Raw genomic sequence first — 15830 nt, forward strand, 5'->3', positions numbered from 1 at the left:
CACGATGTAAAATGGGAACTACTCTCAAAATTGGTATTAATGGGTTCGGCCGTATCGGTCGTTTGGTATACCGCCAGATTTACAAAATGCCCGGCATTGATGTGGTTGCGATCAATGACCTCACCAGCCCTAAAACGCTGGCACATTTGCTGAAATATGATTCCGCTCAGGGCAGATTTGATGCAGAGGTTAAGCATTCTGACAACTCTATCAACGTTAACGGTGAAGAGGTAAAAATATACGCACAGAAAGATCCGGCTCAAATTCCATGGAAAGAGCACGAAATCGATGTGGTAATTGAATGTACCGGTTTCTTTGCTGATAAAGACAAAGCTTCCGCTCACCTCACCGCCGGCGCAAAAAGAGTAGTTATCTCCGCTCCTGCTACAGGTGATCTGAAAACTGTTGTTTTCAACGTAAACCATAACATCCTCGACGGTTCTGAAACCGTTATCTCCTGCGCATCCTGCACTACCAACTGTCTCGCTCCAATGGCGAAAGTGCTCCAGGAAAAATATGGTATCGTTAACGGTCTGATGACTACCGTGCACGCTTACACCAACGACCAGAACACCCTGGATGCTCCACATCCAAAAGGTGACCTGCGCCGTGCCCGTGCTGCTGCCGCTAACATCGTTCCTAACAGCACCGGCGCCGCTAAAGCTATCGGCTTGGTTCTGCCTGAACTGAAAGGTAAACTGGATGGTTCCGCTCAACGCGTTCCTACCATCACCGGTTCCCTCACTGAACTGACCGCTATCCTCGGCAAAAAAGTAACTGTCGAAGAAGTAAACGCTGCCATGAAAGAAGCCGCTAACGAATCATTCGGTTACACCGAAGACGAAATCGTAAGCAGCGACGTAATTGGTATGCATTTCGGTTCCCTGTTCGATGCTACTCAAACCAGAGTTCAAACCGTAGGCGATACCCAAATGGTTCGCACCGTGTCCTGGTATGACAACGAAATGAGCTACGTATCTCAGCTGGTTCGTACTGTTAAGTACTTCGCCGAGCAGATCCAGAAATAATATCTGACAAGCCCCCGCTCCGGCAGGGGCTTCGTTTTGAATTCCGCGCAACTACACCATAACAGCAAACCAACCGGCACCACCGATGTAAATGCTTTGTGCTGTCGGTTCCGCGGTTTTTTTATTGAACTACCCTTCTTATTCTATAAACTGATACTCCATGAGTAAGTTTTCCGATCATAACTTCAATGGCGAAAAAGCCTTGATCCGCGTAGATTTCAACGTACCGTTGAACGATAAATTCGAAATCACCGACGATACTCGTATGCGTGCGGCCGTACCAACCATCAGGAAAGTACTCAAAGATGGTGGCGCCGTTATCCTGATGTCGCACCTCGGCCGCCCAAAAGACGGTCCTACCGATAAATACTCTTTAAGACACCTCGTATACCACCTCATCACCCTCCTGGATGGTGTTACCGTTAAATTCGCCGAAGATTGCGTAGGCCCGGTGGCAGAAGAAGCCGCTGCTAACCTGCAAATGGGCGAAGTGCTCCTCCTCGAAAACCTCCGATTCCACAAAGCAGAAGAAAAAGGTGACCAGGATTTTGCACAGCAACTCGCTAAACTGGGTAACGTATACGTAAACGATGCCTTCGGTACCGCACACCGCGCACACGCCTCCACAGCCGTGATCGCTCAGTACTTCCCTGCTGAAAACAGAATGTTCGGCTACCTGATGGAAGCAGAAGTTTCCAACGCAGAAAAAGTACTGAACAGCGCAGAACGTCCATTCACAGCCATCCTCGGTGGCGCTAAAGTTTCTGATAAAATCCTCATCATCGAAACGCTGATGGAACGCGCCGATAACATCATCATCGGTGGTGGTATGGCCTTCACCTTCCTCAAAGCTCAAGGCAAAGAAATCGGTAACTCCCTCGTGGAAAACGATAAACTCGATCTCGCTAACGACCTGCTGGAAAAAGCAAAAGCGAACGGCGTACAGCTCCTCCTGCCGCTGGACTCCGTTGCTGCTGATAAATTTGCCGCAGATGCTGCCACGCAGATCGTTTCCAACGATAACATCCCTGCCGGATGGATGGGCCTCGATGTAGGACCTAAATCCATAGCACTCTTCAGTCAAACCATCGCCGCCTCTAAAACTATCCTCTGGAATGGTCCTATGGGCGTGTTTGAAATGGCAGCCTTCCAGGGTGGTACCAAAGGGGTAGCAGAAGCTATCGTAGCCGCTACCGCTAATGGTTCCTTCTCCCTCGTAGGTGGTGGCGACAGCGTTGCTGCCGTAAATCAGTTCGGCTTCGCTGATAAAGTAAGCTATGTATCTACCGGTGGTGGCGCTATGCTCGAGTTCTTCGAAGGCAAAGTATTGCCTGGCATCGCTGCTATTCAGTAACAAAAACTATTGATGTATACAACGGGCGGATAGCGACCTTCGGTCGCCATCCGCCCGTTGCGGTTTACAGCCGTGTACAGAAAATTGAGTATCTTTTCGGCATACATTAACTTTATGAATAAACGCTTCATCTGGTATCCCGTTATCATAGGGATATTTGGCGCAATCATCTGGTTTATCCTTCATAAAGGTCAGGAACTACCCGTAAAACAGACCGTTATTGAGCATACCATCAGTACCACCGCCCCATTGACCCAATCCGGTACCTGGATTAAATACCTCGACAATTTCAAGCATCCTCTGAGCTTATTACTGCTGCAAATCGTGGTTATTATGCTGGTAGCGCGACTCTTTGGCAAACTCGCCAACCTCGTACGCCAGCCATCAGTAGTAGGAGAAATTATTGCAGGTGTACTGCTCGGCCCTTCCCTCCTGGGCTGGCTCGCCCCTTCTTTCTCCATGTTTCTCTTTCCCGCAGAATCCATGAAAAGCCTACAGTTCCTTAGCCAGATTGGCTTAGCGTTCTTCATGTTTATTGTAGGTATGGAGCTGGACATGAGCAAAGTGCGCAATAAAGCACATGATGCCGTCATGATCAGTCATGCCAGTATCGTTGTCCCCTTTGCGCTGGGCGTAGGACTGGCCTATTTTATATTTGAATCATTTGCCCCTGCCAACGTAAGCTTTCTTGCATTCGCGCTGTTTATGGGCATTGCAATGAGCATAACGGCCTTTCCGGTACTGGCCAGGATTGTGCAGGAGCGAAAACTGACCGGCACACCTTTAGGCACACTCGCCATTACCTGCGCAGCAGCTGACGACATTACCGCCTGGTGCATACTGGCAGTAGTGGTGGCCATCGCCAAAGCATCCGGCCTGGCATCAGCCGCCATCACCATCGCTTTAGCACTGGTGTTTGTGGTGGTGATGATCATGCTGGTACGCCCGTGGTTAAATAAAATATTGCAACGTCACCTGGATAGTGGCAACGAAAAAGTAGCCGCCAGCTACGTATTTCTCACCTTGCTGATATCCGCCTGGGTGGCCGAAGTCATAGGTATTCACGCTTTATTCGGCGCTTTCCTGGCCGGCGCAGTAATGCCGGTGCAGGACACTGTCAGGAAGCTTTTCACAGACAAACTGGAAGACGTTTCCGTGATGGTACTCCTGCCCATCTTCTTTGCCTTCACCGGTTTACGCACGCAAATCGGCCTGCTTTCCCAGGGGCATCTCTGGGCAGCCTTCGGTTTGATCATGCTGGTTGCTGTAGGTGGAAAATTTGGTGGCAGTGCCATTACCGCCCGCCTGATGGGGCAAACATGGAGGCAGTCGCTCTCCATTGGCGCATTGATGAATACACGCGGATTAATGGAATTAATTGTGCTCAATATCGGGTACGACCTGGGGATCTTATCGCCTGAAATCTTCGCGATGCTGGTATTGATGGCGCTTGCCACCACATTCATGACCGGACCGTTGCTGGATCTTGTGGATTTGTCAGCAAGGAAGGCGCATAACACCATCACTGCTTAGTGATCAACTTATAAATTGTAAAGGCCGGTTGTTGCTACAGCCGGCTTTTTCTTTTGTTTTTAGGGAGATGTAAAACCAGCATGGCGATGTTGATTTCCTTTGCCTTGCAAAATGCGGCTGTTCATCTCTCCCAAAAAATATTCAGGGAGATGTAAAACATGCGATAGTTTTATCCTTCCTGTTTAGCTCAGACAAACGACTCCCGATAAATCCAGACAGATAACCTGCGGTTATGCTAATCGCATTCCGCGCCGCGCGCGGCTACTGCTACTTAAATAAAAACGAAAATAATCAAATACCCGCGCTACGCGCGGTTTGGGCAAGCCATAAAAAAGCGAAAGCCGGTTGTAGGAACAACCGGCTTTCGCTTTTTATATTTTTTAACCCTTATGCTTTTTTAGCAGTAGTAGTTTTCTTCTTAGTTGCAGCAGTTGATTTTTTCTTGCTGTGGTAAACTGCTTTTTTCTTGGTAGCTGCAGATTTAGCTGCAGGCGCTTTTGCAGGTGCTGGCTTAGCTTCTGGCATTTTAGCCGGTGCAGGGAATTTTGATTTATCCACACCAACGGCTTTATCGTCCAGGGTCAGTTGCACTGACTCTTTCAGGATTTCTTCTTTTTCTGCCATGAACTGCTTCATTTTCTCTTTCGGGATACGCAGATCATAAGCATTTACAGGAGAAGACAATGCTTTTGCGAAACCAGGATTCAGACGGTCCAGTGCGGCCACTTCCATATCCAGTGATTTAGCGATGGCTTCCAGGCGATATTTACCGGAGATATTCACTTCTACGGTGCTGAAGATTTCGTCTTCTGTGAGCGGTCCTCTGGACATAGCAGCTACAGGGGCTACATTATCAGCAGTATTGGTTACTACCGCACTGTTTTCATCCAGGCTTACACCGAAGAAGTTATTGAATCGGTCGAGGATGTAACCGGTAGCGATAAATTTATACACGTGATTGCGGGATTCGGCAGGCAGGAAATATTGCATGCCCCAGAAATCCTCACGGCCGCTGGCTTTCATAGCGCGCTGAACGCCGCCGGCACCACAGTTATAGGCAGCCACTACGAGTAACCAGTCGCCAAACTGATCATACAGTTGGTTAAGGTACTGCGCTGCTGCGAGGGTAGATTTATAGAAATCTTTACGTTCGTCTACTTTTTTACCTACGCTCAACCCAAAGATGCGTGCGGTACCGGCCATAAACTGCCATGCACCTACGGCACCTACTCTGGAGCGTGCGTTGGTATTAAAGCTGGATTCGATTACGGCCAGGTATTTCATTTCTTCAGGGATACCATGTTCACGGAAGATCTTCTCTACTGTTGCAAAGTAGGGCTGACCTCTTTCGATCATGATTTGAAGATGCTGGCTGTAACGGGTGGCATAGTTATTCACATAACCGGCTACCAGGTTATTATTGATCTGTTCATAAACTTTCGCGCTACGAACAGTATTAGGCAGGCTTTGGGCTGCCTTTTTTACCGCAAGGGAGGTAGGAGATGCATGAACGAGGGTATCCTTAGGTAATTTAACTTTTACCTTTGGTGTGTTCAATCCACTAGTGTCGGCCGCCACATTCGCGAAGCCGATCTCTTTAGGTATGCCGTTGCTACCCGCTTTCACTTTTCCTAAACTCAATGCTGGCAACAGCGTAAGTAAAAAGATTTTTCTCATACAATTTATTTTAAACAGTCGCTACCTGTTTGCTATCCATCAATTGATGGGCAATGCTTAACAGGTTCGCCTCGTCAAACTTCTTTGTAATGATCTGTACACCAAATGGCATCCCGTTCGAATGCTTTCTCATGGGGACGGATATAGCCGGAACCCCTACCAAATTCGCTAAGACCGTATAAATGTCGGCAAGGTACATAGCTATAGGGTCATCTGTTTTTTCCCCTAATTTAAATGCCGTTGAAGGCACAGTTGGCATTAATATGGCGTCGTACTGATCTAAAATTTCGTTCAATTTGTCAGCTACTATACGTCTAACTTGCTGAGCTTTAGTGTAGTAGGCATCATAATAGCCTGAGCTCAACACAAAAGTCCCCAGTAAGATACGCCTTTTTACCTCTTTCCCAAACCCTTCTGATCTACTTTTTTTGTAAAAATCGGTCAAATCGAGGTTTTTCTGCTCCGTTCTGTGGCCATATTTCACACCATCGTAACGGGAGAGGTTGCTGGATGCTTCGGCAGTTGTGAGCACATAGTAGGCTGGCACAATATAGTCGATATAGTCAAATCCGCTACCGGAAACCGTATGACCGTTGTCTACCAGATTTTCAAAGAAATCTATATAAGCATCTTTCATTTCGGGATCGAGGCCGTCGTGATACAATGCATCCCTTAAATACGCGAATTTGTAGGATTTATTGTGTGACAGACCAGATTGGTAATCAGGCACTTCCTTTTGGGAGGCGGTGCTATCGAACTCATCTGGTCCGGCGATGACCTGTAGAACTGCGGCCACATCGGCAATATCCTTGCCAAAAATCCCGATTTGGTCAAAAGATGACGCGTAGGCGATTAAGCCATATCGGGAGATCCGGCCGTAAGTAGGTTTAAGGCCTACAATACCGCAGAAATCCGCCGGTTGCCTTACGGAACCGCCGGTATCGCTACCCAGGCTTACCTGGCAGAGATCGGCCTGTACGGCTACTGCGGAGCCTCCGGATGATCCACCCGGTACGCGGGAAGTATCCAGCGCATTCAGGGTAGGTCCGTAAGCGGAGTTTTCGTTGGTGGACCCCATCGCAAACTCGTCGCAGTTCAGATTGCCTATAATAATAGCATCTGCCTCCAGCAGTCGCTCAACCGCTGTGGCAGAATATAATGAATTAAACCCTTCCAGTATACGGGAAGCGGCACTTACATTATGACCTTTATAGCAGATAACATCTTTAATACCTACCACTACTCCTGCCAGGGACCCTACGGGCTGACCGCCTTGTATGCGGGCATCCAGTTCACGGGCTTTCTCCAGGGCTTCCTCCTCATACACCTCCAGAAAGGCATTTAAATGTTTTAGCTCCTGGATACGGTTGAGATAATAGCGTACCTTATCCGTACAGGTTATGCTGCCGGCGTATAATGCTTTGTGAAAAGTATTAATACTGCTGAATTCAGACAATGCTAAACCAGTTAAAATGAAAATATGAAAATACGAATCGTAACGTGATACCCCTGCTATTAAGCGTTAGGGGTAGTATCTGTAGTAGAAGACTGAGTAGCAGTGGCTGGTTTATCTTTCATACCCTCCTCAATTTCCTGGCGCACGTTGTTTTTGGCGTCGTTGAACTCGCGGATACCTTTACCCAGGCCGCGCATCAGTTCAGGAATTTTTTTACCGCCAAACAGCAGTAAAACTACAATCGCGATCAGCAGCAGTTCAGAACCACCTACATCGGAAAGAAATAAAAAAGTCGATTTAGCGAAAACAGCAGTCATCTTCTCAGTTGTTTAATGTTCTAATACACAAAGGTAACTATAAAATCCGCTTTTTCACCCGCCAGTGATTGCTGCCGGTCAGATTTAAGACGATTTTAAGGAAATGAAAAAAGCGGAACCTTAACGGTTCCGCTTTTTACTAATTTCCCTGTATTTATACTAAACCCTTTTTTCTTTAATACGGGCTGCTTTACCAGCGCGTTGACGGAGGTAGTACAGTTTCGCTCTTCTTACTTTACCCACCTTGTTTAACACGATACCATCGATGTTAGGAGAGTAGAGTGGGAACAACCTTTCTACACCAATACCGTCAGAGATTTTTCTAACAGTGAAAGACGCAGTAAACCCTGTACCCTGGATTTTCACCACATCACCTTTAAAGGACTGAATCCTTTCTTTATTACCTTCCACGATTTTATAATTGACAGTGACGTTGTCGCCTGCTTTAAACTTCGGGTACTGTTTTTTAGCTGTCAGTTGTTCGTGAACAAACGAAATTGCGTTCATCTTTCAAATATTTATGGGAGTGCAAAAGTAAGTCAAGAAATAGCATTTACCAAATTAATGCAGTAATAATTCTCCAAAAATCTCAAAATACCTTCTGACTAATATCTAATCTATTAATTTACAATAAGTCCGGACGTCTGGCCTGGGTTCTTTCGATTGCCTGCTGATGCCGCCAGTCTTCGATTTTACGGTGGTCACCACTCAGGAGCACCTCGGGCACTTTCCAGCCTCTGAATTCGTCCGGGCGGGTATATACCGGCGGAGCGAGGAGATTGTCCTGAAATGAGTCGAATAATGCGCTTGTTTCATCATTGAGTACGCCTGGGAGGAGTCGCCCGATGGCATCCACTAATACTGCGGCGCCAAGTTCTCCGCCCGACAGCACGTAATCGCCGATGGAGATTTCTTTGGTAATAAAGTGATCGCGGATACGCTGATCGATGCCTTTATAGTGTCCGCAGAGGATCATCAGGTTCCCTTTCATGGAAAGCTGGTTGGCCATTTTCTGGTTCAGCGTTTCACCGTCGGGGGTCATATAGATGATTTCATCGTAGGAAACTTTGGCTTGCAGTGTTTCGATGCAATTCACGATAGGTTCCAGCATCATCACCATTCCTGCTCCTCCTCCAAACGGATAGTCATCTACCTGCTGGTGTTTCAGGGAGGAATACTCCCTCAGGTGGTGCAGGTGTACTTCCAGCAGCCCTTTGGACTGTGCGCGCTTCATAATACTGTGGGAAAGCGGACTTTCCAGCAGTTCAGGAAGCACGGATATTATATCAATACGCATAATGCCGGTTTGTTAATTGGTTCATTCTCAGCCGGTGTAAAGTTCTACCAATCCTTCCGGAAGGTCTACATGTACAATCTGGCTCTTTTTATCCATTTTTACGAGTGACTGGTCGTTGATGGGCAGCAGGGCTTCTTTTCCCTTTATCTGCACTTTAACCAGCACCTGCATGGGCATTTCAATTACTTCCTCTACCACGCCGAGGGTGCCATGGTGGGCATCTTCAACGGTGAAGCCCAGCAGGGCCAGTGGTGAGGAGGAGTCTGCCTGCTCCTTGAAATCGGCTTCCTGGAGGTATATCTGCCCTGGAAGGAGCTTTTGTGCAGCTTCCTTGGAGTCGATCCCTTCCAGTTTCAGGTAGAACTGGTCTACGCCTTTGGCCTTTACTTCCTTGATAAAGTAAGGAATAAAGCTGTTTTTTCTTTCTTCCAGAAAAACTGCCTCTACTCCTTTCAGGGTGGAGCGTTTGCCGAGACTATGTTTTACCAGGATTTCGCCCTGGAGGCCATGTGCCGACACCAGTTTGCCTATACTGAAGTAATTACTCATAATTGGAAATTAAAAAAGGAAATATTTGCGGTTGCAAATATTTCCTTTTCAGGTATTTGTAAAACGTTGCCGTTTTATGCTTCTGAGCCTTCGCCTTCTGCAGACGGAGCAGCAGGAGTGTCTTCTACTTTCCTAACGATAGGTGCAGAAACTCTAGCTTTTCTGTGGCTATCGCGGCGAGCAGAAACTTTCTGTTCGTGTTCAGCTTGCCATTGTGCGAACTTTTGGTAAGCAGTAGGCTCGTCGAACAGGTTCAAAGTAACACCTCTTAAGAGATGTTTCAAATACAATACACCTTTGAAGGAGAGGATTCTTCTTACAGTATCAGTAGGCTGAGCACCTTTCTGTAACCAACGCAATGCTTTTTCAGTATCGATGTTGATTGAAGCAGGTACAGTCAGTGGATTGTAAGTACCGATTTTCTGGATGAATTTACCATCTCTTGGAGCGCGAGCGTCAGCTACTACGATGAAGTAGAAAGGTCTTTTCTTCGCGCCATGTCTTTGCAGTCTGATTTTTACTGGCATAAATAAGTCAAGTTATTTTTTGCGAGTTAGGAAATATTGTTTAATTAGGGATGCAAATGTAACCTCAACAATTGACATTTACAAAATTATTTTTCGTCTGATTACTAGCGTTTCATCATTCCTTTGAGTCCTTTACCACCAGCGCCGAATTTATTCATCATTTTCATCATTTGGCGCATTTGTTCGAACTGCTTCATGAACTGGTTGACATCCTGGATATTTTTTCCGCTACCGGCGCCGATACGCTTGCGGCGGCTACCGTCGATGATGTCCGGATTGCCTCTTTCCTCGGGGGTCATGGAATTGATCATGGCCTCGATGCCTTTGAAAGCGTCGTCACTGATGTCGATATCCTTGATAGCCTTACCTACCCCAGGGATCATACCCATCAGGTCTTTCAGGTTACCCATTTTTTTGATTTGCTGGAGTTGTTCCCGGAAATCGTCGAAATCGAACTGATTCTGGCGGATCTTTTTCTCCAGTTTTTTAGCCTGCTCTTCGTCGAACTGGGCCTGTGCGCGTTCTACGAGGGTGGTGATATCACCCATGCCGAGGATACGCTGTGCCATACGTTCAGGGTAGAAAACATCGAGGGTATCGAGTTTTTCTCCCATGCTCACGAATTTGATTGGCTTTTCAACGGTGTATTTGATGGTTAGTGCCGCACCACCACGGGTATCACCGTCGAGTTTGGTCAGTACCACCCCGCTGAAGTCGAGCCGTTCGTTAAAGGCTTTGGCTGTATTTACCGCATCCTGACCGGTCATGGAATCTACCACGAACAGGATTTCATGAGGTTTTACAGCAGCTTTAACGTTGGCTACTTCGGTCATCATGGCTTCATCTACTGCCAGGCGGCCGGCAGTATCGATGATGATGACGTTATTACCATTTGATTTGGCGTGTTTAAGGGCGTTTTCAGCGATTTGAACTGCGTTTTTATTCTCAGGTTCGCTGTAAACTTCTACTCCGATCTGCTCACCGAGTACTTTCAGCTGATCGATCGCCGCAGGGCGGTAGATATCGGCAGCTACCAGTAATGGTTTTTTGCTTTTCTTGGTTTTGAGATAATTCGCCAGTTTACCGGAGAAGGTAGTTTTACCGGAACCCTGTAAACCTGCGATCAGAACGATAGTAGGATTATTTTTAATATCGAATTCAGCTTCGGTGCCGCCCATCAGTTCGGCCAGTTCGTCTTTCACGATCTTTACCATCAGCTGGCCCGGGGAGATGGAGGTCAGTACCTTTTCACCCTGTGCTTTATCTTTTACTTTATCGGTAAATTCCTTGGCAATCTTGTAGTTCACATCCGCGTCCACCAGTGCACGGCGGATTTCCTTAACGGTGGTGGCCACGTTAATCTCGGAGATACGTCCCTCGCCTTTAAGTTGTTTAAACGCGGAGTCGAGCCGCTCTGATAGTGATTCAAACATTGTCGGTATTTTAAACGGATGGCAAATGTAGTTTTTTTCCGCGAGTTTTTTCCAGCAAAGCGGGCTAAGGGTTCCAAGCCCGCAAGAGATTATGTTTTGTCTCTTTGCTTGCAAAGCAGCTAAGACTTGTGGTATGCCCGTGGCATTTACATCTCCCTGAACAAAAAAAGAAGCCTGCCGAATGGGCAGGCTTTCCGGAAAATATGTAGTTGAAAATCAGCTTCCGAGGTAGTTGCGTAGCAACTTGCTGCGGGAGGTAGTTCTCAGTTTAGTAATTGCTTTATCCTTAATCTGGCGTACGCGCTCACGGGTAAGACCGAATTTCTCTCCGATATCTTCGAGGGACATTGGATGTTCAACGGCGATACCGAAGTACAGCATGATTACATCTTTTTGCCGGTCTGTAAGGGTGGAAAGGGAACGTTCGATTTCGCGGCGGAGGGAATCGTGGTGATCCAGCTCTTCATCGGCGCTAACGGCGTTCGGATTTTCGAGTACATCCAGCAGGGAGTTATCTTCCCCGTCGATAAAAGGTGCATCCATTGACACGTGGCGGGCGGCAACTCCCAGTGTGGCTTCTACTTCATCTGTATTGATTTCGAGGATGGTGGCCAGCTCATCGGGAGATGGTTCACGCTCGAACTCTTGTTCCAGCTGAGAATAAGCTTTACTGATTTTGTTGCTGAGGCCTACTTTGTTAAGCGGCAGGCGCACGATTCTGGATTGTTCAGCCAAAGCCTGGAGGATGGATTGACGAATCCACCATACAGCGTAGGAGATGAATTTAAAACCGCGCGTTTCATCAAAACGTTGAGCAGCTTTAATTAACCCCAGGTTGCCCTCGTTGATAAGATCGCTGAGTGACAAGCCCTGATTCTGATACTGTTTGGCAACGGAAACCACGAAACGCAGGTTGGCTTTGGTAAGCTTCTCCAACGCTCTCTGATCGCCCTGCTTGATGCGGATGGCGAGATTTACCTCTTCCTCCGGCGTAATTAAATCCACTTTCCCAATCTCCTGCAGATACTTTTCCAGGGATTGTGACTCCCTGTTGGTAATGGATTTAGTGATTTTGAGTTGGCGCATTGACATAGAGTCGGAACAGTTACAGGTTAATAAAAAGTTAAGATTTGATGAATGCCTGACAAAAATAAGTTTTTTTAGATAGCGCCCAAAAAAATTCTGTCAATTTTAAATCATTTCCAAACAAAATCGATTGACGTTTAAGTGCTTGCAAAATCAGATTTTTTTTCGCATAGGCATGATATGGCTAGTTTACATCCATATGTCAAAATTTAACATTATTATATTTAATAATAAGTAGAAATTATTTAAAGTGAAGAAAGTTTTCTGCCAATAGTTAAAAAAAAACCGTAAATTATTTTGACAGAATAAATAATTTTCTATCATTGCAAACTGATGATATTGATTTACCAATTATATTGAAGAGATGTCTAAGAAAGTGCTATATGAGCTGGAATTCCCGGTAAGATGCTCACCCGGTATATTATACGAATTTCTTTCTACGCCGGCCGGCTTACAGGAATGGTTCGCTGATAAAGTTGATTTCCGAGATAATGTATTCTCTTTTTCCTGGAATGGCACCGAAGAAGAAGCGGAAGTGCTCGAACAGGAAGAGGACGAGTTTATCCGATTGCATTGGACACATGCCCCTAAAGATGAATACTTCGAATTCAGGATACAGATCTCAGAAGTTACCAACGAAACTATTCTTGTCGTAAAAGATTTCGCTGAAAAGAAAGAAATTAAAGATCAGAGTCAGCTGTGGGAATACCAGGTAAAGGATTTATTCCACAGAATCGGAAACTAACCCGCTTTGCTGTTAAGTAATTCAAGGAGGGTCGCATAAGCCGCCACCACTTCGTTTTTTACTTCACCCCATTGCGACAGCGTAAACGGCTTCGCTATTTTAAGGAAATCATAACGATCCGTAACTACACTCCAGTCCGCTAAACTGATACTTCCTATGGGCCTGTAATTGCCTCCTTCAAAATCATGTTCCCAGGGATCATCCCCCAGGTAAACCTGAAAACCATTTCCGGCCAGTAATTCATGGCTGCGGATCAGCGCATCCCTGAACTGAGCTTTTACACTCCCTCCCAGGTGAAGGGTACAGATAAAGTAATGCCCCCACCAGAACATAGTGCGAAATGCAAATGCCTCCTTACCGCTGAAATAACGGGGGAAATCCAGCATTACCCATGGTAAATGACGGTACTGCTCTCCTCTTGATATCTTTGCCGAAGGCTTCTGCCACTCCTCCCGGAAAGGAAAATGCCGGTGACTATCCGCCGCCGCCAGTCCACGATGCACCTCCCCCATGAGTCCCACCACCTTCTCCATTACCCGGTTTTTTAATAATATTATATCCGGACTGCCGGCAATCGCTGCTTCGGCTGCTGTTAATTCAAAAATTTCCATATAATTTAACGGTAATTTCAGCGACAGTTGGTGCCGCTTTGTGAATTCGTACTAACTTTACGGTTTAATATAGCATTATCAGTGAAAAAACTCGACAAACTCATTATAAAAACATTTCTGGGTCCATTCATTGCCACTTTTTTCGTGACCTTGTTTGTGCTGATCATGCAATTTCTCTGGAAGTACATCGACGACCTGGTAGGTAAAGGCCTGGATACCACTGTTATCATTCAGCTCATCGCCTATACCAGTGCCACGCTGGTGACGCTTGCCCTTCCACTGGCTGTACTGCTGTCCTCCATCATGACCTTCGGAAACCTGGGCGAAAGCTTTGAGCTGGTAGCCATTAAATCTTCCGGTATATCCCTTTTGCGCTTTATGCGCCCCCTCCTCTTTATTGCCATTATCATATCAGCACTTGCCTTTCTGTTCGCCAACTACGTTATTCCTGTGGCCAACTTACAGGCAAAATCCCTGCTCTGGGACATCACCAATGCCAAACCCGCCTTCAATATCAAAGCAGGCGTTTTCTATAAAGATATTCCCGGCTATACCATCAAGGTAGCCCAGAAAGATAAAGACAACCAGACCATCCACCAGGTAATGATCTTTGATCATGCTTCCGGGGGCGGCGGCGATAAGGTGATCCTGGCCGAAAGAGGCCAGATGGTGCTCACCGCCAACAAGCGCTATCTGTACTTCATCCTCGAAAACGGATGGAGATATGAAGAAAGAGGCAACCGCGGTTTCAGCGTTCCGCAGGATATGATCCGCCTCGGCTTCAAAAAGTACAGCAAAGCTTTTGACCTCAGCGCCTTTGCCTTCAACCGCCTCAATATGGACCTGTTTGCCTCTAACCAGCAAATGCTCAATATCCGGCAGCTCGACTTTGCCATCGACTCCCTGAAGAAAGTAGAATCCGGATATGGCAAAACCGTTCATGCCTACGTGAGCAGCCGCTATACTTTTTCCAAGTGGAAAGACAGCGCGTGGCTGGCCCAGGCGCCACCACTGAAAGTTAAAAATTTCGAGGATCTGATCCCTGACAACCAGCGCAGGAACATCCTTGAAAGAGCGGAGCAAACAGGCCGTGAAGCCCTTTCATCTCTCGAAACACCTGCAAAAGATTATGAAAGCAAACATGGTGCTGTATTAATGCACAAAGTAGAGTGGCAGCGTAAATTTACCCTGGCAGCGGCATGTATCGTAATGTTCCTCATTGGCGCCCCACTGGGCTCTATTATCCGCAAGGGTGGCCTCGGTACACCACTGGTGTTTGCCGTTATATTCTTTGTGATTTTTAATATATTTTTCATGGTTGGAGAGAAGATGGCCAGAAGCGGGGTAATGGAAACCTGGTCGGGTATGTGGCTCTCAAACATGGTACTGTTGCCTATCGCGGCTTTTTTGATCTATAAAGCCATGAATGATTCTCAGCTTTTCAATAAAGAATTCTATTTTCGTATATATCAAAAAATAAAGAAGTTCTTACAAAGATTTAAGAAGCAACCTACAACTTAAAACCTACAAACGTGAAAACGCTGTTTACACTGTTCAGAAAGAATGCCTACTTCTTTCTGCCGTTCTTCCTATGGCTGGTCCTGGGAGGAATTACGTTAATCAGCTTCAGCCAACGGGAGATCTTTCTTGGAATTAACGGAGTTCATTCCGAATGGGCTGATTTGCTGATTTCTATTTTAACCTACCTGGGAGATGGCATCATGTTCAGTCTGTTATTGCTGCTGATGCTGCTCATGCAACGATTCAGGCTGTTCTTTATGGGCCTGGTATCATTTCTGGTGGCAGTGCTGATTGTGCAGGTAGCCAAACATTATTTCAATGCGCCCCGCCCCGTCAGCTATTTTGGTGATGAGGCCTGTGTATTGGTTCACACGGTGAAATGGGTAACTGTGCATGGCAGCAATAGTTTTCCATCCGGGCATTCCGCCGGCGCCTTTTGCATGTTTTGTTTCCTGTCCCTCATTTCGCCTGAAAAGCGCTGGGGATTTGGATTTGCAGTACTTGCGTTTATTGCGGGCTACACAAGAATCTACCTCGCACAGCACTTTTTTGCGGATGTTTACGTTGGTAGTATAGTTGGCACCCTCAGCGCTGTTGCGGTGTTCGCGATTTTCAAATTCCGTAACACCACGTCAGCACCGGAACTTTGTCCGGAGGCTGTGCTAAACGCCAATGCACCAGCATAGAAAAACATAG

General features: G+C 46.6%; 16 protein-coding genes. 6 read left to right on the top strand and 10 right to left on the bottom strand.

The features are described from left to right. Positions 1 to 11 precede the first annotated feature (11 nt). The 3 genes from gap to KW844_RS21155 all read left to right on the top strand — a co-directional run bounded on the left by gap (position 12) and on the right by KW844_RS21155 (position 3915). Positions 12 to 1028 (top strand): type I glyceraldehyde-3-phosphate dehydrogenase, encoded by a 1017-nt coding sequence (gene gap / locus KW844_RS21145; RefSeq protein ID WP_218378783.1) that lies wholly within the window; start codon positions 12 to 14, stop codon positions 1026 to 1028. A gap of 160 nt (positions 1029 to 1188) precedes the next feature. Continuing rightward, positions 1189 to 2382, top strand: a complete 1194-nt coding sequence (pgk, locus tag KW844_RS21150) for a phosphoglycerate kinase (RefSeq protein WP_218378784.1) — start codon at positions 1189 to 1191, stop codon at positions 2380 to 2382. A gap of 114 nt (positions 2383 to 2496) precedes the next feature. Continuing rightward, positions 2497 to 3915, top strand: coding sequence for a cation:proton antiporter (locus KW844_RS21155; RefSeq protein ID WP_218378785.1), 1419 nt, complete (start codon positions 2497 to 2499; stop codon positions 3913 to 3915). Positions 3916 to 4302: 387 nt separating this feature from the next. Here KW844_RS21155 and KW844_RS21160 read toward each other — a convergent pair whose 3' ends face one another. The 9 genes from KW844_RS21160 to KW844_RS21200 form a co-directional block, all read right to left on the bottom strand. Next, entirely contained in the window at positions 4303 to 5592 is a 1290-nt protein-coding gene (locus KW844_RS21160) for a lytic transglycosylase domain-containing protein (RefSeq protein WP_218378786.1), read from the bottom strand. A 10-nt stretch (positions 5593 to 5602) separates the two neighbouring features. Further along, complete coding sequence (gene gatA / locus KW844_RS21165; protein WP_218378787.1) at positions 5603 to 7048, bottom strand: Asp-tRNA(Asn)/Glu-tRNA(Gln) amidotransferase subunit GatA; 1446 nt, start codon at positions 7046 to 7048, stop codon at positions 5603 to 5605. A 59-nt stretch (positions 7049 to 7107) separates the two neighbouring features. Then, positions 7108 to 7365 carry a twin-arginine translocase TatA/TatE family subunit gene (locus KW844_RS21170; protein ID WP_218378788.1) on the bottom strand — a complete coding sequence of 86 codons (258 nt, stop codon included), beginning with the start codon at positions 7363 to 7365 and terminating at the stop codon, positions 7108 to 7110. Between the two features lie 159 nt (positions 7366 to 7524). Continuing rightward, positions 7525 to 7872 (bottom strand): 50S ribosomal protein L19, encoded by a 348-nt coding sequence (rplS, locus tag KW844_RS21175; RefSeq protein ID WP_073083931.1) that lies wholly within the window; start codon positions 7870 to 7872, stop codon positions 7525 to 7527. A gap of 118 nt (positions 7873 to 7990) precedes the next feature. Continuing rightward, on the bottom strand, positions 7991 to 8662 hold the full coding sequence (trmD, locus tag KW844_RS21180; RefSeq protein ID WP_218378789.1) for a tRNA (guanosine(37)-N1)-methyltransferase TrmD: 672 nt from the start codon (positions 8660 to 8662) through the stop codon (positions 7991 to 7993). Between the two features lie 27 nt (positions 8663 to 8689). Beyond that, positions 8690 to 9211, bottom strand: coding sequence for a ribosome maturation factor RimM (gene rimM, locus KW844_RS21185; protein WP_218378790.1), 522 nt, complete (start codon positions 9209 to 9211; stop codon positions 8690 to 8692). A 74-nt stretch (positions 9212 to 9285) separates the two neighbouring features. After that, a complete protein-coding gene (rpsP, locus tag KW844_RS29305; protein ID WP_218378791.1) occupies positions 9286 to 9738 on the bottom strand; it encodes a 30S ribosomal protein S16 in 453 nt (150 codons plus the stop codon). Between the two features lie 104 nt (positions 9739 to 9842). Further along, complete coding sequence (ffh, locus tag KW844_RS21195; protein WP_218378792.1) at positions 9843 to 11171, bottom strand: signal recognition particle protein; 1329 nt, start codon at positions 11169 to 11171, stop codon at positions 9843 to 9845. Positions 11172 to 11387: 216 nt separating this feature from the next. Further along, positions 11388 to 12257 carry an RNA polymerase sigma factor RpoD/SigA gene (locus tag KW844_RS21200; protein ID WP_073083942.1) on the bottom strand — a complete coding sequence of 290 codons (870 nt, stop codon included), beginning with the start codon at positions 12255 to 12257 and terminating at the stop codon, positions 11388 to 11390. Positions 12258 to 12621: 364 nt separating this feature from the next. Between KW844_RS21200 and KW844_RS21205 the strand changes: the two genes are divergently transcribed. Beyond that, complete coding sequence (locus KW844_RS21205) at positions 12622 to 13002, top strand: START-like domain-containing protein (protein ID WP_073083943.1); 381 nt, start codon at positions 12622 to 12624, stop codon at positions 13000 to 13002. Here the strand turns inward: KW844_RS21205 and KW844_RS21210 are convergent. Continuing rightward, complete coding sequence (locus tag KW844_RS21210) at positions 12999 to 13613, bottom strand: hypothetical protein (protein WP_218378793.1); 615 nt, start codon at positions 13611 to 13613, stop codon at positions 12999 to 13001. The two genes, KW844_RS21205 and KW844_RS21210, sit on opposite strands and share 4 nt — an antisense overlap. An 81-nt stretch (positions 13614 to 13694) precedes the next feature. Here KW844_RS21210 and KW844_RS21215 point away from each other — a divergent pair, with 81 nt between their 5' ends. Together KW844_RS21215 and KW844_RS21220 are read left to right on the top strand one after the other, a co-directional pair. Further along, entirely contained in the window at positions 13695 to 15134 is a 1440-nt protein-coding gene (locus KW844_RS21215; protein WP_218378794.1) for an LptF/LptG family permease, read from the top strand. An 11-nt stretch (positions 15135 to 15145) separates the two neighbouring features. Next, on the top strand, positions 15146 to 15820 hold the full coding sequence (locus tag KW844_RS21220) for a phosphatase PAP2 family protein (protein WP_218378795.1): 675 nt from the start codon (positions 15146 to 15148) through the stop codon (positions 15818 to 15820). The last annotated feature ends 10 nt before the right edge of the window (positions 15821 to 15830 follow it).

It is taken from the genome of Chitinophaga sp. sic0106 (genome assembly GCF_019219075.1).
Classification (GTDB): domain Bacteria; phylum Bacteroidota; class Bacteroidia; order Chitinophagales; family Chitinophagaceae; genus Chitinophaga.

Excerpts from the sequence above, each read along its gene's own strand:
- rpsP (WP_218378791.1), bottom strand. The coding sequence starts at position 9,738 with ATGCCAGTAAAAATCAGACTGCAAAGACATGGCGCGAAGAAAAGACCT.
- gap (WP_218378783.1), top strand. The coding sequence starts at position 12 with ATGGGAACTACTCTCAAAATTGGTATTAATGGGTTCGGCCGTATCGGT.
- KW844_RS21170 (WP_218378788.1), bottom strand. The coding sequence starts at position 7,365 with ATGACTGCTGTTTTCGCTAAATCGACTTTTTTATTTCTTTCCGATGTA.
- KW844_RS21205 (WP_073083943.1), top strand. The coding sequence starts at position 12,622 with ATGTCTAAGAAAGTGCTATATGAGCTGGAATTCCCGGTAAGATGCTCA.
- KW844_RS21210 (WP_218378793.1), bottom strand. The coding sequence starts at position 13,613 with ATGGAAATTTTTGAATTAACAGCAGCCGAAGCAGCGATTGCCGGCAGT.
- rplS (WP_073083931.1), bottom strand. The coding sequence starts at position 7,872 with ATGAACGCAATTTCGTTTGTTCACGAACAACTGACAGCTAAAAAACAG.
- trmD (WP_218378789.1), bottom strand. The coding sequence starts at position 8,662 with ATGCGTATTGATATAATATCCGTGCTTCCTGAACTGCTGGAAAGTCCG.
- pgk (WP_218378784.1), top strand. The coding sequence starts at position 1,189 with ATGAGTAAGTTTTCCGATCATAACTTCAATGGCGAAAAAGCCTTGATC.
- KW844_RS21155 (WP_218378785.1), top strand. The coding sequence starts at position 2,497 with ATGAATAAACGCTTCATCTGGTATCCCGTTATCATAGGGATATTTGGC.
- rimM (WP_218378790.1), bottom strand. The coding sequence starts at position 9,211 with ATGAGTAATTACTTCAGTATAGGCAAACTGGTGTCGGCACATGGCCTC.
- ffh (WP_218378792.1), bottom strand. The coding sequence starts at position 11,171 with ATGTTTGAATCACTATCAGAGCGGCTCGACTCCGCGTTTAAACAACTT.
- KW844_RS21160 (WP_218378786.1), bottom strand. The coding sequence starts at position 5,592 with ATGAGAAAAATCTTTTTACTTACGCTGTTGCCAGCATTGAGTTTAGGA.
- KW844_RS21200 (WP_073083942.1), bottom strand. The coding sequence starts at position 12,257 with ATGCGCCAACTCAAAATCACTAAATCCATTACCAACAGGGAGTCACAA.